The organism is Micromonospora trifolii (assembly GCF_022229005.1).
Lineage (GTDB): Bacteria > Actinomycetota > Actinomycetes > Mycobacteriales > Micromonosporaceae > Micromonospora > Micromonospora trifolii.
The window spans coordinates 100,892-115,778 of record NZ_JAKKFD010000044.1 but is presented as its reverse complement, the minus strand read 5'-3'; the positions used below and the strand labels follow the sequence as shown (position 1 = coordinate 115,778).

Annotated in this window: 14 protein-coding genes; 6 read left to right on the top strand and 8 right to left on the bottom strand. The window is 67.9% G+C overall.

All coding sequences use genetic code 11. The features are described 5' to 3' along the window. Positions 1 to 187 precede the first annotated feature (187 nt). Positions 188 to 1,198 (top strand): mechanosensitive ion channel family protein, encoded by a 1,011-nt coding sequence (locus NIE79_RS25095; protein ID WP_238680915.1) that lies wholly within the window; start codon positions 188 to 190, stop codon positions 1,196 to 1,198. 67 nt (positions 1,199 to 1,265) lie between these two features. Here NIE79_RS25095 and ctaD read toward each other — a convergent pair whose 3' ends face one another. Next, entirely contained in the window at positions 1,266 to 3,275 is a 2,010-nt protein-coding gene (gene ctaD / locus NIE79_RS25090; RefSeq protein WP_238680914.1) for an aa3-type cytochrome oxidase subunit I, read from the bottom strand. A 440-nt stretch (positions 3,276 to 3,715) separates the two neighbouring features. On the opposite strand from ctaD, the gene NIE79_RS25085 reads away from it, so the two are divergent. Next, positions 3,716 to 4,834, top strand: a complete 1,119-nt coding sequence (locus NIE79_RS25085; protein ID WP_372471797.1) for a glycosyltransferase family 4 protein — start codon at positions 3,716 to 3,718, stop codon at positions 4,832 to 4,834. A gap of 187 nt (positions 4,835 to 5,021) precedes the next feature. Beyond that, positions 5,022 to 5,597: a DUF1345 domain-containing protein gene (locus NIE79_RS25080; protein ID WP_238680913.1), complete on the top strand. Its 576-nt coding sequence runs from the start codon at positions 5,022 to 5,024 to the stop codon at positions 5,595 to 5,597. 65 nt (positions 5,598 to 5,662) lie between these two features. Here NIE79_RS25080 and NIE79_RS25075 read toward each other — a convergent pair whose 3' ends face one another. The 6 genes from NIE79_RS25075 to NIE79_RS25050 all read right to left on the bottom strand — a co-directional run bounded on the left by NIE79_RS25075 (position 5,663) and on the right by NIE79_RS25050 (position 10,793). Beyond that, positions 5,663 to 6,400 carry a hypothetical protein gene (locus NIE79_RS25075; RefSeq protein WP_238680912.1) on the bottom strand — a complete coding sequence of 246 codons (738 nt, stop codon included), beginning with the start codon at positions 6,398 to 6,400 and terminating at the stop codon, positions 5,663 to 5,665. Positions 6,401 to 6,472: 72 nt separating this feature from the next. Next, the gene (locus NIE79_RS25070) at positions 6,473 to 6,853 is read right to left on the bottom strand and encodes a DUF2267 domain-containing protein (protein ID WP_238681167.1); all 381 of its coding nucleotides are present in this window, start codon (positions 6,851 to 6,853) and stop codon (positions 6,473 to 6,475) included. 100 nt (positions 6,854 to 6,953) lie between these two features. Further along, the gene (locus tag NIE79_RS25065; RefSeq protein ID WP_238680911.1) at positions 6,954 to 7,583 is read right to left on the bottom strand and encodes a TMEM175 family protein; all 630 of its coding nucleotides are present in this window, start codon (positions 7,581 to 7,583) and stop codon (positions 6,954 to 6,956) included. A gap of 194 nt (positions 7,584 to 7,777) precedes the next feature. Continuing rightward, complete coding sequence (locus NIE79_RS25060; protein ID WP_238680910.1) at positions 7,778 to 8,953, bottom strand: zinc-dependent alcohol dehydrogenase; 1,176 nt, start codon at positions 8,951 to 8,953, stop codon at positions 7,778 to 7,780. Then, entirely contained in the window at positions 8,950 to 9,900 is a 951-nt protein-coding gene (locus tag NIE79_RS25055; protein WP_238680909.1) for an SRPBCC family protein, read from the bottom strand. Before NIE79_RS25055 ends, NIE79_RS25060 begins: the two co-directional genes overlap by 4 nt. 311 nt (positions 9,901 to 10,211) lie before the next feature. Beyond that, on the bottom strand, positions 10,212 to 10,793 hold the full coding sequence (locus tag NIE79_RS25050; protein WP_238680908.1) for a type 1 glutamine amidotransferase domain-containing protein: 582 nt from the start codon (positions 10,791 to 10,793) through the stop codon (positions 10,212 to 10,214). Between NIE79_RS25050 and NIE79_RS25045 the strand changes: the two genes are divergently transcribed. The 3 genes from NIE79_RS25045 (at position 10,762) to NIE79_RS25035 (ending at position 13,688) form a co-directional block, all read left to right on the top strand. Then, positions 10,762 to 11,871: an aldo/keto reductase gene (locus NIE79_RS25045; protein WP_238680907.1), complete on the top strand. Its 1,110-nt coding sequence runs from the start codon at positions 10,762 to 10,764 to the stop codon at positions 11,869 to 11,871. The two genes, NIE79_RS25050 and NIE79_RS25045, sit on opposite strands and share 32 nt — an antisense overlap. 156 nt (positions 11,872 to 12,027) lie before the next feature. Next, positions 12,028 to 12,516, top strand: coding sequence for a hypothetical protein (locus NIE79_RS25040; RefSeq protein ID WP_238680906.1), 489 nt, complete (start codon positions 12,028 to 12,030; stop codon positions 12,514 to 12,516). After that, positions 12,513 to 13,688 (top strand): zinc-dependent alcohol dehydrogenase, encoded by a 1,176-nt coding sequence (locus NIE79_RS25035; RefSeq protein WP_238680905.1) that lies wholly within the window; start codon positions 12,513 to 12,515, stop codon positions 13,686 to 13,688. The genes NIE79_RS25040 and NIE79_RS25035 overlap by 4 nt, the downstream gene beginning before the upstream one ends. Positions 13,689 to 13,714: 26 nt before the next feature. Here the strand turns inward: NIE79_RS25035 and NIE79_RS25030 are convergent, their stop codons facing one another. After that, on the bottom strand, positions 13,715 to 14,842 hold the full coding sequence (locus NIE79_RS25030) for a hypothetical protein (RefSeq protein WP_238680904.1): 1,128 nt from the start codon (positions 14,840 to 14,842) through the stop codon (positions 13,715 to 13,717). Between the last annotated feature and the right edge of the window lie 45 nt (positions 14,843 to 14,887).

The following is a 14,887-nucleotide window of genomic DNA, read 5'->3' as shown; positions in this document are numbered from 1 at the left end:
TGCCCTGGTCGTCTCGTACGGGGGCCGCCGATCGGTCGCCCACCACACCGCCCGCCTGACGCAGGTGTGGTCGGCGGGTGTTCGCCGATGTTGGCCGCCTGCCCCTGGACGGGGTGGCACCCTGAGCACGTGGACTGGGCAGTGAGCCGGGGGAAGCTGGCATCGGGACTACGGTGAGCGGCCTCTGATGCGTACCGCGTTGATCGTAGTGGCCGCGCTGGCGACGGCGGTGGTCGTGGACCTGGTCTCTGGCATGGTCGTCCGCCGGGTAGCCCGCGGCCGTTACCGGTGGCTGCTGGAGCCCCTGCGGCATGCCTGCCGCCGCCCGGCGGCGGCGCTGCTGCTGGTCGGGGCGCTGTACTACGCGCTGCCGTTGGGTCCGGCCGAATGGCAGCCCCATCTGCGGCACGTCGCCCGGGTGGCGTTGGTGATATCCGGGGCATGGTTGGTGAACAAGGCGTTGCACGTGGCCGAGGCGGTCGCGTTCAGTCGACTGCCTGGTGACGCGGTCGCCAGCCGGCGGGTCCGGCGGGCCCGGACGCAGATTCGGCCCATGCGGCGGCTCACGGTCGCCGTGGTCACGATCGTCGCGATCGGCCTGATCCTCATCACCTTCCGGCCGGTACGCCTCTTCGGCGTCTCCGTGCTGACGTCGGCGGGCGTGGTCGGCGCGTTGATCGGCCTCTCGGCCCGTACCGCGCTCGGCAACGCGTTCGCCGGTGTCCAAGTCGCCTTCGCCGACGGCCTGCACGTCGGCGACGTGCTGGTGGTGGACGGCGAATGGGGCCGAGTTGAGGAGGTGAAGCTGACCAACGTGGTGATCCGGCTCTGGGACGAGCGGATGCTCATCCTGCCGACCACGTACTTCACCGAGCGGCCGTTCCAGAACTGGACCCGGAACGAGTCCCGGGTTGTCGGCAAGATCCAGATTCATGTCGACCACACCGCCGACCTGGACGACCTGCGCCGGGAGGCGCGCCGGCTGGTCGAGTCCTCACCGCTCTGGGATCGCGACCAGTGGGTGCTCCAGATGGTCGACTCCACTCCACAGACAGCGGTCATCCAGGTGCAGGCCTCGGCCGCCGACGGCGCCAGCGCCTGGGACCTGCGCTGCGATCTGCGCGAAGGGCTGGTCAGCTACCTTCGCGACCATCATCCGCAGTGGTTGCCCCGCACCCGCGGTCAGTATCAGCCCTGAACGGGCGGGGCCTGAGCTCACATTCGCTCGATGACGATCCCGTTCAGCGCGTCGGGCGACCCGAGTTTCACCTTCTCTCGTCGCCCTCGTCGCCCTCGTCGCCGGGATGGCGCCACTGCGGCGGAGCTTCCTCTCCCCGTTGGGAGTCCAGCGGGTTCTCGTCGGCCTCCGTGGTCCGCTCGAAGCTCGGGCGACGGGTCTGCTCGGGCTCGGGTACCTCGATGGGGCGGGCGCCGGACCGTGGGATCTGCTGGTCGCCGGTTGCGACCCCACCGCCGTGGGCGCCTTCGACACTGGTCGACTCCGGTGCGCGTTTCTCGCGGTGCAGCTCGTCGCTGACGCTCTGTGGAGGTTTGGCGGCGCGTTGCGGTAGGTCTCGGCCGAGGTCGGCGACACGGATGCCGTACTTGGCGTCGAAGGCGGGGCGTTCGGAGCGGATCCGGGGTATGCGGTCGAAGTTGCGCAGCGGCGGCGGGCAGGTTGTCGCCCATTCCAGGGAGTTGCCGTACCCCCAGGGGTCGTCGACGGTGACGGCGGCACCGAAGCGCCAGGATTTCCAGATGTTGTAGATGAAGAACAGGGTGGACGCACCGAGCAGGAAGGATCCGATGGTGGAGATCGTGTGCAGGGTGGTGAAGCCGTCCTGCGGTAGGTAGTCGGCGTAGCGGCGGGGCATTCCTCGGTTGCCCAGCCAGTGGTGGACCAGGAAGGTGGTGTGGAAACCGACGAACATGGTCCAGAAGTGGACCTTGCCGATTCGTTCGTCGAGCAGCCGGCCGGTCATCTTCGGGAACCAGAAGTACACGCCGGAGAACGCGGCGAAGACGATGGTGCCGAACAGGACGTAGTGGAAGTGCCCGACGACGAAGTAGCTGTCGTGGACGTGGAAGTCGACGGGAGGGCTGGCCAGCAGCACGCCGGTGAGGCCGCCGAAGAGGAACGTGACGAGGAATCCGATGGCGAACAGCATCGGGGTCTCGAAGGTCAGTTGTCCCTTCCACATGGTGCCGATCCAGTTGAAGAACTTCACTCCGGTGGGCACGGCGATGATGAAGGTGGTCGCCGAGAAGAAGGGCAGGAGAACCTGGCCGGTGGCGAACATGTGGTGCGCCCACACGTTCAGGGAGTAGAAAAAGATCACCCATAGCGCCAGGACCATGCCCTTGTAGCCGAACAGTGGTTTTCGCGAGAAAACCGGCAGCACTTCGCTGATGATGCCGAAGAACGGCAGCGCCACGATGTAGACCTCGGGATGGCCGAAGTACCAGAACAGGTGCTGGTAGAGCAGCGGACCACCGTTGGCGGCGTCGTAGATGTGGCTGTCGAGAACGCGGTCGGACAGCAGGGCGAGAAGCGTCGCCGACAGCAGCGGGAACACCACGATCGCCATCAACGCGGTGATGAACATGGCCCAGGTGAACAGCGGCATTCGCCACATCGTCATCCCCGGGGCGCGCAGGGTCAGGGTGGTGGTGATCAGGTTGACCGACCCGAGGATGGTGCCGACGCCCGAGAGCACCAGCCCGATCGCCCAGAGGTTGCCGCCGATCCCTGGTGTGTGTTCCACCTGGCTCAGCGGCGGATAGGCCGTCCATCCGAAGTCTGCGGCGCCGGCCGGGCTGATGAAGGAGCCGAGCACCATCAGGCCGCCGAACAGGTACAACCAGTAGGCCAACGCGTTCAGCCTGGGGAAGGCGACGTCCGGTGCGCCGATCTGCAAGGGCACGAGGTAGTTCCCGAACGCGAAGGCGAGCGGGGTGGCGAACAGGAACATCATGATCGTGCCGTGTGAGGTGAACAGCTGGTTGTACTGCTCCTGAGAGAGGAACTGCATCCCCGGGCGAGCCAACTCGCCGCGCATGAGCAGCGCCTCGATGCCTGCGGCGATGAAGAAGAAGAACGACGAGATCAGGTAGAGCAGGCCGATCTGCTTCGCGTCGGTCGTGGCGAGCAGCCTGAGCAGGGTGTTGCCGGGCACTGCTCGACGTAGTGGCCCGGGATAACCACCGAACTCCGCCGGAGCCAGGATCGCCACCTGGCGATCTTGACCAGGCTTGGTACTCGCCGGCTTTGGCATGGCTCACTCCGAGACCTGGATCCGTAGGACGCTCGACGATCGTAAACGGGCTGAACCACAACAAAAGGCTCTTATCCGGTAATTGCACCGGCTCGGGGGTCCATCCTCGCTGGGCGGGTGTGGTGACGTCGGATTCGCGCACGGGTCGGGCACCTCGCCCGGAGTCCCCGGTCAGTCAGGGGTGACGGCGTCGGGCCGCGACGCGACGACGGCGGGCGCCGGCGGAGTTCCGACGTGCGGACGACCATCCACTGTGGTCGGTGAGTGTCACGGCACCTGCGGCGACGGACAGGCCCAGAGCGCGTCGAGCGCCCGGTCAATGAACCCAGTCGTCACCCTGAGTGACTGATTAGTCAGTCACTGTGATGCTGCGCGTTAGTGATGCTGTCTGGCGGGAAGCCAGCAGTCGACCACGCGTACGGTGACCGATCGGAGGACTCGTGGCCGTTGACCAAGCAGGTGCCGTCACCCGTGATCGTCCACTGCGCATCGCGATGGTCGTTCCACCCTGGCTGCCTGTGCCGCCGCCGGGCTACGGCGGGGTGGAGCAGGTCGTCGCCGGATTGGTGGACGCCCTGGTGCTGCACGGTCACGCGGTGACCCTGTTCGGGGTGGGCGACCAGCACGGCACCGCGGCCCGCAGTTTCGTCTCCACCGCGCCCGACGTGCAATTCGCGCGGCTCGGCGAGTCGCTGCCGGAGCTGGCTCATCTGGCCCGGGTGAATCACCTGATCAAGGCAGCGGACTTCGACCTGATCCACGACCACACAGTGGTTGGTCCGCTGGTCGCCGGGCGCCGCGCCGTGCCCACGGTGGCCACGGTGCACGGCAATCCGGTGGGCGAGCACGGCGACGTGCTCACCGACACCGACCGGGGAGTGGGCCTGGTCGCCATCTCGCACGGGCAGCGTCGGCTGAATCCGGGGTTGCCGTGGGCCGGCACGGTACACAATGCGTTGGACCCCCGAAGCATCCCGTACAAGGACGAACCCGCTGCCGGACCGGTGCTGTGGCTGGCCCGGTTCAGTCCTGACAAAGGCCCGGACGTGGCGATTCGCGCGTGCCGGGCAGCCGGGTTGCCGCTGCTGCTCGCCGGCAAGTGCAACGAGCCGGCTGAACGCCAGTACTACGACGAGGTGATCGAGCCGATGCTCGGCGAGGACGTCACAGTCGTTGTCAACGCCGATCGGGAGGCCACCCTGCGGATGCTGGTAGAGGCCCGATGCCTGATCATGCCCATTCGGTGGGAGGAGCCGTTCGGCATGGTGATGGTGGAGGCGATGGCAACCGGAACGCCAGTGGTCGCGCTCGCCCGAGGCGCGGTGCCGGAGTTGGTCCGATCCGGGGTGACCGGTCTGGTGTGCGAGCGGTCCGAGGAGCTGCCGGACGCGTTGCACGCCGTGGAGCGGCTTGACCCGGCGGACTGCGTGGCGCACGTGGCGGAGAACTTCTCGACCACCCGGATGGCCTACAGCTACGAGGCGGTCTACCGACAATTCCTCGCCGGGGTCGGTGCCAGATCTGACGTAACCGAGCCCGTCCGGCTCAGGGCCCGCTGACCCCGCCTGAAGCCTCCCGCGAGCCCTCCACGGATATTCACAACCTGATCCGGTAATCGCCTCGGGTATTCCCTACGTGATCCGCTCCAGCTGGAACGCTGAGCAGGTGGAGCAGCAATCGGGACGACCGGCGTGGGGACGGCTCCTGTCGGTCAGGCGTGCCCTGTGGTCGTTGGCCGTCGGTGTCGTGGCAGGGACCGTCATCGCGCTGGTCGGGGCGCCGGAGTTGACGCCGCTGGTGATCTGGACGATCGCGGCGGGCACCGTCCTCTTCTGGGTGTGGCGGGCCTGCTGGTCGGCGAGCCCAGGGCGCACCGAGCGGCTTGCCGAGGCGGAGCAGCAGTCCCGTTCCACCGATGTGGCGGTCCTGATCGCGTCCGCCATCAGCCTCGTCGCCGTGGCCGAGGCGCTCATCCGCGCCTCGAACCAGCAGGACGTGGTGGCTGTCACGCTGGTGATCCTCAGCGTCATCGCGGTGGTCCTGGCGTGGGCGCTGGTGAACACGGTCTTCGCACTCAAGTACGCCCGGCTGTACTACCGCCACGATGGCGGCATCGACTTCAAGCGGGAAGACCCACCGGCCTACTCCGACTTCGCGTACGTCGCCTTTACCGTCGGCATGTCCTACGCCCCGGGCGAGAACGAGCCCACAAGCAACCGCATGCGCCGGATCGCGCTCGGGCATGCCCTGCTCTCCTACACCTTCGGAACCGGCATCCTGGCCGTCGCCGTCAACCTGGTCACCAACCTGGGCCAATCATGACCCCCGTGGGGCATGCAGTGGCGTGACCTGGTCAACTGCAATGCCACCACGACGGTGGACGCCGATCAGCCCTGCGGTGGTTGCTCCTGCGGTCCTGCTAGCCGCGTCGTGACCTGCCTCAGTGGCTGACTACCGTGGATGGTCTTCTTCATTCGTCGCCACGCCGCTCGGGCCGGAGACCCGCCCAACACGCCGCCGAGACCCTCCACAGCGCTGCCAGCCGTCGTCCCGCTGGTCTGAGCCACTTGCTGGGTGGACTGCCCGAGCTGCTGGGCGGCCTGGCCGAGTTGCTGACCGACCTGCTGGGTGGCCTGCTGCAGCGTCTGCGACAGCGGACCATTGGGCCCCAGCGCCTCCTGCGCTGTCTGCCCCACCTGGTCCACGGTCTTGTCCACCGTCTTCACCACCGACTCGATGATCTGAGGGTTGCGCTCGATCATGCGGAGGGCGCTGTCGAGAATTCCCCGTAGCTCGTCGAGCCGAACCTCGAGCATCGCCTCGGCCTCGACGCCCTTGATATCGATCTTCACCGTGCCGAGATGCGCCTGAACGCCCACGTCGAGCTGGAGCAGGCTACCCAGCCGGGCTCGCAGGGAAACAGAGGCGTCCAGATCGTCGACCTCGACGTAGATCTGTTCGACCTTGACCTGCGGAATCTGGAGGACGACGTCCGGGTCTGACATGGTCTTGCTGCTGTGCCCGCCAGTCGGCTGGGGAAGGCCGTGCTCACCACTCGTCGGGCCGACGGAGCGTTCGCCGGGCAACTCCCGTGCGCCCGTGTCCCGGCTCTCCGGTTCGGTCATCCCGCACTCCTCGCCCAACGTCCGGACCGAATGGAACCCACCATCGGAATGTGGCTCCGATCCTCGGCGGGCCTAGGTGCCGATCCGGCGAGGCTGGAGCTGTCCGGACCCGGGCCCGGTCAACTGCCAGAACTCCTGCGGCAACTGGTCGACGAAGTCTCCGTACTCCTTCGCGCTGGCAGCCTCACGCAGGGTATCCATCACGGCCCGCGCTCCGTCGGTGGCCATCTCTCGATCGACCCCTGCCCGGGACTGCACCCGTTCCAGGAATTCGGTGAGACCGAACCGTTCCGGGTCTTCGGTGGGCCGGGACACCAGGCCTCGTAGCTCCTCGGGGAGCTGGGAGGCGAGGTCCCTTGCCTGGCCACCAGTGATCCGTTTTGCCACAGTCTCGAGCGTGGCACGGGTGATCGGTTCCGCCTGCCCCGGTGAAACCTTCGGTCGTGCCGCCACAGACTGAATGAACTCGTTGTAGTTCACCTCGGATCCCCTCTCGAAACGGATTGCGGCGGGTTCCCGCCCCCGCCCGGGTGAAACGGCGGTTCGCCTGCCCTCAGGATGGTGGCGGAGGGCGGTGGGTGATATGCCGGGTCACCCGCAACTGGTACAGGCCGGCGCTGGTGAGGGCATAGAAGACGGGTAGGAAGGGAAAGATGACCAGGCCGATCAAGGGTGCCACCAGGTAGCCGATCAGCCCTGCGAGGAGGTACAGGACGACCCCGGCAAGGGCACGGAACCGCTCGACGTGAAAGAAGCTGCCCTTGACCTGGTCCTTCAGCAGATCAGGGTGCCTGGCCAGGTAGTGGTAGAACGCCAGCCACGTCGCGCACAGAAACGCGCCGATGAGCGCGTAGAAGGCGATGGCCACACGCTGGTCCGCGTTGTTGTGCTCCTGCAGCGCGTGCGACACGACAATCGTCGGAAACGGCAGCAGCGCCGTGCTGAACAGTACGAGCAGATTCATCCAGTGCAGCCCACGATCGACCTGCCGAATGCGGTTGAACGCCGCCTTGTGGTTGAGCCAGACGACTGCCACGTACGAGTAGGACGCGAGATAGGCGACGTACGACGGCCACTGACTGAGCAGACCGGACAGGAGACGACCAGGCGGGACGTCCGGTATCCCGAGGTCCAGGACGAGCAGCGTGATGATGATGGCGAAGATCGCATCGCTGAACGCCACGGCGCGGCTGGTGTCCGATCGGGTGCCTAGGTCTGTTTCTGGCCCGCTCACCGATCTCGGCTACCCAGGGTCGTCTGCGGCAAACAGCCGGCAGCTCGGTGGCGAATGCGGGGCCGCCCGCAGATCCTCGCCTGCGGACAGACAACGCATCCGACCACCGGGCGTGCCGCGGTGGCCGGATGCGTGGGTGGTGGTCAGGGTTTGAGGACGACCTTCTCGCAGTTGTCCTGCTTGTTCTTGAAGATCTCGAAGCCGCGTTCTGCCTGGTCGAGCGGCAGGGTGTGGGTGATGACTCGGGTCGGATCGATCTCCCCACGTTCGATGCGCTGCAGCAGCGGCTTCATGTAGCGCTGCACGTGGCATTGACCCGTACGCAGGGTCAGCGCCCGGTTCATCCATGCCCCGGCCGGGAACTTGTCGAGGAAGCCTCCGTACACGCCGATCACCGACACGATGCCGCCGCTGCGGCACGACAGGATCGCCTGCCGGAGCGCGTGCGGTCGCTCGGTCTCCGAGCGGACGGCCTGCTTGATCCGGTCATACGCGTGCACGTGCGCGCTGCCGTGGCTGGACTCCATGCCGACGGCGTCGATGCACTTGTCCGGTCCCCGCCCACCGGTCAGTTCCAGCAGCCGCGACCGCACATCGACCTCCTCGAAGTTCACCGGCGTGTGGCCAGCCCGTTCGGCCATCTGCAGGCGGTACGGCTCCTTGTCGATGGCGATGACCTTCGCGGCGCCGAGCGCCCGGGCACTGTCCATCGCGAACTGACCGACCGGTCCCGCCCCCCACACCGCCACCACGTCGGTGGACTGGATGTCGCACATTTCGGCACCCATGTAGCCGGTGGGCAGGATGTCGGAGAGGAACAGCACCTGCTCATCGGTCAGGTCCGACTCGATCTTCAGCGGACCGACGTCGGCGAACGGCACCCGTGCGTACTGGGCCTGGCCGCCGGCGAAGCCGCCGGTCAGGTGCGAATAGCCGAAGATCCCGGCGACCGGGTGGCCGAACATCTTCTCGGCGATGCCGGCGTTGGGGTTGGAGTTCTCGCAGCAGGAGTACAACTCGGCGGCGCAGGCGCCGCACGCACCGCACGCGATCGGGAACGGGACGACGACCCGGTCCCCGATGCGCAGCCGGCCCGGATCGACGCCCGGACCGACCTCGATCACCTCGCCCATGAACTCGTGGCCCATGACGTCGCCGTCCTGCATCGTGGGCACATACCCGTCGAGCAGGTGCAGGTCCGAGCCGCAGATCGCGGTGGAGGTGATCCGTACGATGGCATCGCGCTCGTTCAGGATCTTCGGGTCCGGCACGTCACGGACCTTGACCTTGTTGCGGCCCGCCCAGGTGTTCGCCCTCACGCGTCGGCCCCCTTCGCGAGCTCGGAATCCGACAGCGGTTGCGCCGGACGCTGCGGGAACTCCTTGCGGGCCCGCTTGCCCCACGGGGCGCCGTCGGACCGGACCACCTGGCCGGTCTCCAGCACCTGCTTGAGCCGGCGCAGATCGTCGTCGAGCTGCTGGTGCGGTTCCTCGCCGAAGTACTTGGCGACCGCCTTGCCCACCGCGCCGCCCGGGATGTCGTACGACAGAACGACGTGCACCTCGGTGCTCAGCCCGTCCGGGGCGGGAACGAACCGGACCGTACCGGCGTTCGGCACGTCAGCGTTCCCGGTCGACCGCCAGGCGATCTTCTCGCCGGGTGCCTCGTCGACAATCTCCGCGTCCCACTCGACGTTCGTGCCGAACGGAGCGCTGGCAGACCAGTGGCTCGTACGGTCGCCGGTGGTGCGGATCTCCTCAAGGTGGGCCATGAACGTCGGGAGGTTGCCCAGGTCGCGCCAGAACGCGTAGACCTTGGGCGGGGGTTTGCGGATGGTTGTCGTGGCTGTCAGCTCCATGGGTCCTCCTTCGCGTGAGCCTCGTACCGTCGGCGCTGACCCGATCTTCTGTGCCCGGGTGGCCCGCACGGCGGTCAGCAGATCCACCACCGTGATTCCGACGACGGCGCCAGTGACAGCGACGAGGCGACGCCGGCGGCGCCCGCTGCGGTGGGCGATGGCCACCCCGAGGGAGGCCAGGTCCATCGCGTCGCCCACGACCCGGGTCCACGCCCACACGCTCTTTCGCCGGCTCGTCAGGAGCCCGGCCGCGTGTACCAACTCCCGCGCCCCGACCAGCGGCACCACCGCCCGGGTCGTCGGGGAGTCGTCCACTCCGCTGATCCGGCGCACCGTGTCCGGTGCCGCCAGCTGTGCCACGCCCAGGCCGAGACTCACCCAGCCGAGCCGGCGTCCTCGCCGCTGCACGTCGTCCTGCCTTGCCTTCGCTGCCTCTCGGGTTGCTAGTTGAGTCACGGGTAGCCTCCGTATCCGGTCGCACCCGGCCGCGCTTATCGGTTCACGACGGTCCGGGGCGCGACCCGTAGGGCCCGGATACCCCCCGGATACCACCTCAACCCGCCCATCGGTCGCGGTAGGGAGGTGATCCCTGTCTCGCTGCTCAGCCCGCCGTCACGACAGCCGCTGTTCCGCGGGACCGGCGGCGTTTCGGGGCGGCGGGACAGCCGCGGCCACGGCTCAGGACCGGCCTGCTGCTCCCGGCCCTGAGCCCCCGTCGGTCAGGCCGTCGCCATCTGGCGGACGTCTTCTCCCTGAGCGAACTCCTCGACCATTGTGGCGCAGAAGGCCGGAAGGTCGCTGGGGCTGCGGCTGGTGACGAGGCCGCTGTCGACCTGCACCTGTTGGTCGACCCAGGTCCCGCCCGCGTTGCGGATGTCGGTGCGCAGGCTGGGAAACGAGGTGAGAGTCCGACCGTTGACCATGCCGGTCTCGACCAACGACCACGGGCCGTGGCAGATCGCCGCCACCGGCTTGTGCTGTTGGAAGAACGCCCGGACGAAGTCCATCGCCTGCGCGTTCATCCGGAGCCGGTCGGGGTTGACCGTCCCGCCTGGCAGCAACAGGGCGTCGTAGTCAGCCGCATCGACGTCGTTCACGGTCCGATCCACCCGGTAGCGGTTGGCAGGGTTGATGTCCTGGTTCATCGACTGAATCTCGCCGGACTGCAACGAGATCAGGTGAACCTCGGCCCCGGCCTGCTCCGCGGCGGCTCGGGACTGGGTGTATTCCACGTCCTCCACTCCGTCGGCGGCGAGGCAAGCGACTCGCTTGCCTTTCAGTGGCTGCTGGCTCTGCGCCATCTCTGCGGCCTCCCCTTCGCGGCGCCACCCCGTCGGCGGCGCGTCGCTGGATCGCGGTCGCCTTCCCGGTGCGGGGGACGGGCAAACAGGCCAGCGAAGCCCGCCCGATGGCGGACAGTTCTCCCCACCTGCGTGCAGCGCAACCAGTGCCGGCGGGAGCGGGCGCGTCGCGCGCGTGTGCTGCCTGTCGCAACGGGTAAGGCAGACAACCCAACTGGTACCCGGAAAGGCCGACATGACCCTCGCCAGCGATTCGATCGAGATGCCGTCCGGTCAGACCATGCCCGTGCTCGGGCAGGGAACGTGGTACCTCGGCGAGCACCCTGCGAGGCGGCAGGACGAGCTGGCCGCCCTGCGTACCGGACTCGACCTGGGCATGACCATGATCGACACTGCGGAGATGTACGGTGACGGCGCTTCCGAGGAACTCGTCGGCGAGGCGATCGTCGGGCGACGCGCCGACGTCTTTCTGGTCGACAAGGTGCTGCCGTCGAACGCCAGCCGGCAGGGAACCCTGCAGGCCTGCCGCCGCAGCCTGCAACGACTCGGCGTCGACCATATCGACCTCTACCTGCTGCACTGGCGCGGCACGCATCCACTCGCGGAGACGATCGAGGCGTTCGCCGAACTTGTCGACGCCGGCGACATCGGACAGTGGGGCGTGAGCAACTTTGATCTTTCGGACATGACCGACCTCCTTGGGGCCGGCGGAAGCGCCTGCGCGACGAATCAGATTCTGTACAACCTCACCCGCCGTGGTCCCGAGTACGACCTCCTACCGTGGCTACGTGAGCAGCGGATTCCGGTGATGGCGTACTCGCCGATCGAGCAGGGTCGACTGCTCGGCCACCCCCAGGTTGCGGAGGCCGCCGCCCGGCACGAGGCCACGCCCGCTCAGGTCGCGCTGGCCTGGCTGCTACGGCAGGAGATGGTCGCGGCCATCCCCCGATCATCCAAACCGGAACACACCCGGGAGAACGCCGAAGCGCGCGACGTGCAGCTGACCGAGGAGGACGTGGCGGCACTCGACACGGCGTTCCCGCCGCCGGAAGGCCCGCAACCGCTGGAGATGTTGTAGGGCCAGCGGCCGTTCCGGCGGGAGACACCGGACCGGCAGGAGCTCATTCTGTGCCAGAACCACCGCGACGCGGTCGCCCTTTATGAAAGGGTTTGCTGTGAAGGTTGCCAATAATCGACGGCACCCGCACGAGCAGACTACGCGACAGGGGTGGACATGAGGTGGCTGATCGGCGGAGCGGTCGTGGTTGCCGGCGGGATGGTCGCGCGGCGTCTGCTCGGCGGGACCGACCAGGGTGACGGCCACCGGCAACGGGGTCAGGCACGGCGGCGCGGGCCGCGGTGGCACGTGGCGACGGTGAACCGGCCAGCGGGCGACGTCGCCCCGGGCGGGCAGCTCCCCGAACCGCTGGCCGGGCTTGGGGACGCCGTCGAGGTCCAGCTCCGGCCCGCCCCCGGCGACCAGGGGACGGAGATCGCCGTACGGCTGCGCGATGGCTCCCGACTACCTGTTGCCGCCGCCGCTCGACGAGCCACCGGCCGGGATCCGGAGCAGGCGATCCGGGCTGCGCTGCGAGAGTCGAAGCAACTGCTCGAGACCAGTGAGGTCCTCCACCCCGACTATCCACCCACCACCGAGCCGACTCCGATGAACAAGCCACTGCGGATGGCCACCCAACAGGGTCGGCGGGAGGGACGACTGTGAAGGCCTTGGTCTGGGAAGGAGCCAACGAGCTCGCGGTGCGGCAGGTTCCGGACCCGCAACTCCGCAACGAGCAGGACGCCATCGTCCGGGTCCGTCGGACGGTGACCTGCGGTTCGGACCTGCACCTGCTCGGCGGGTACATCCCGTTCATGGAACACGGCGATGTCCTCGGGCACGAGTTCCTTGGCGAGATCGTCGAGGTCGGTTCGCAGGTACGCAAGCACAAGGTAGGCGACCGGGTCGTCGTCTGTTCGTTCGTCTCCTGCGGCAAGTGCTGGTACTGCCAGCAACAACAGTTCTCGTTGTGCGACAACGGCAACACGAACCCGATGATCACCGAGAACGTCTGGGGTTCCGCGCCCGGCGGCTGCTACGGCTACTCGCACGCGCTCGGGGGCTTCGCCGGCAGCCACGCCGAGTACATCCGCGTCCCGTACGCCGACCAGGGCGCCTTCACCGTCCCGGACGGGGTGAGCGACGAGCGCGCGCTGTTCGCCTCCGACGCCGCGCCGACCGGCTGGATGGGCGCCGACCTCGCCGGAGTCAAACCGGGTGATGTCGTGGCGGTCTGGGGCGCCGGTGGGGTGGGGCAGATGGCCGCCCGGGCGTCCGTGCTGCTCGGTGCCGATCGGGTGATCGTGATCGACCGACTCGACAACCGGCTCGAGATGGCCCGGACGCATCTTGGCGTCGAGACGCTGAACTACGAGCGGCAGGACGTCAGCGGCGAGTTGCTTGAGCGCAGTGGCGGCCGAGGCCCGGACGTATGCATCGAGGCGGTCGGTATGGAGTCGCACAGCAGCGGCCCGCAATTCTGGTACGACCAGGTCAAGCAGCAGTTGCGGATCGAGTCCGACCGTCCGATCGCGGCGCGGGAGGCGATCTACAACTGCCGCAAGGGTGGCAGTGTGTTCGTGCTGGGCGTGTTCGCCGGGCTGGTGGACAAGTTTCCGCTGGGGGCGGTCATGAACAAGGGGCTGACGCTGCGCGGCGCACAGCAGCACGGGCAGCGCTACATCCCCATGCTGCTGGAGCGAATGGCCCGCGGCGAGTTGGTCACGGAGCATCTCGCGACGCACACCATGCCGTTGGACGAAGCGCCGCGCGGCTACGAGATGTTCAAACAGAAACTCGACGGATGTGTACGTGCCGTCTTCCAGCCAACCAGCTGACCGTCGCGACCAGGGACTACTCCCACTTACCTCCCGCTGTGGGACTGTCCGCTCTTCTCGTCCCGCCAGCCATCGGGGTGGGGATGATAGCCGTAAGCGGCAGCCCGTACCGTTTCCTCGTTTTCCAGCCCGGAACCGATCGCGCCGCCGACGGTGGCCAGCGAGCTGGTGATCCAAGCGAGCGTCAGGTAGTCGGTGACGTCGACCGGCCGCTGCAAGGTCTGCTCCAGCACGGATGTGTCGATCAGCAGCGCCGCGACGAGCGCCGTTCCCACGAACAACACAACGTAGGACAGCACCGTGGCCAGAGTGAGGGTGAGGGTCGTACCCAGGTTGAAGAGCCGTGCCAGCTCGGTCGGCGTCTCGCGGCTCGGTTTCTCCCACAGGTCGTGCGCGACGATCAACCAGGCCACCAATGCTGTCAGCCCGAGCAGCATGATCACGGCGAGCCGCAGTCCGCCGAGCGCAGCGCCCATCTGCCAGATGGTGTCCGTGGTCAGTGCGAACGCGGCAGTGCCGAACGCGCCGACCAACAGCTTCGACAGGCCCAGCAGGGCACGCCCCGGACGGTTGGCGCGAACCATGCCGATCAACAGCCGTAACCGGCCGATGAGCCGCGAGGCGACGTAGCGCCGCTCACCGGCGTCGGCCTCGCCGACCACCCGGTGGACGGCGGGCACCCGGCTTGCCATCTCGGCCGATGCCCGGCCGGCCGGCGGCAACCGCTGGTCGGAAGCCTCGGTCAGCAGCCGGCTCACCAGGTCCGGAACGGCTGCGCGGGCCGCACGTAGCTGGTGCAGTCCCAGCGCGGGCAGGGACAGCACAGCGACTCGACGCCGAGCGGAGGTCTGCGCGACCAGCGGCACCCGATCGGCATGCAGCGGCAGATCGGTCAGGCAGACGGCGACGTCCCACTGGTCGTCGGCACGCCGTTGGGCGAGATCATCGAGTAGCGCCTCAACGCCGCCGTCGCGGCGCGGCGCCACTTCGCCCCAACCTTCCCGGACGATCCACCGCACGTCCGCGTTCACCCGCTCGGCGAGGCCGCTGTTCAGCTCGGCGGTGAGCCGCGCGGCCACCCGGGCCGGGTGGTCCGGCGGAGTTGCCACCAGTCCGACGACGATCTCCGGGCGGTCCCGTTCACTCTGCGTCATCGGTGCTCCTCACCGGTAGCCAGGCTCGACCGCTGACGGCGAACA

Excerpts from the sequence above, each read along its gene's own strand:
- NIE79_RS25095 (WP_238680915.1), top strand. The coding sequence starts at position 188 with ATGCGTACCGCGTTGATCGTAGTGGCCGCGCTGGCGACGGCGGTGGTC.
- ctaD (WP_238680914.1), bottom strand. The coding sequence starts at position 3,275 with ATGCCAAAGCCGGCGAGTACCAAGCCTGGTCAAGATCGCCAGGTGGCG.
- NIE79_RS25075 (WP_238680912.1), bottom strand. The coding sequence starts at position 6,400 with ATGACCGAACCGGAGAGCCGGGACACGGGCGCACGGGAGTTGCCCGGC.
- NIE79_RS25050 (WP_238680908.1), bottom strand. The coding sequence starts at position 10,793 with ATGGCGCAGAGCCAGCAGCCACTGAAAGGCAAGCGAGTCGCTTGCCTC.
- NIE79_RS25040 (WP_238680906.1), top strand. The coding sequence starts at position 12,028 with ATGAGGTGGCTGATCGGCGGAGCGGTCGTGGTTGCCGGCGGGATGGTC.
- NIE79_RS25030 (WP_238680904.1), bottom strand. The coding sequence starts at position 14,842 with ATGACGCAGAGTGAACGGGACCGCCCGGAGATCGTCGTCGGACTGGTG.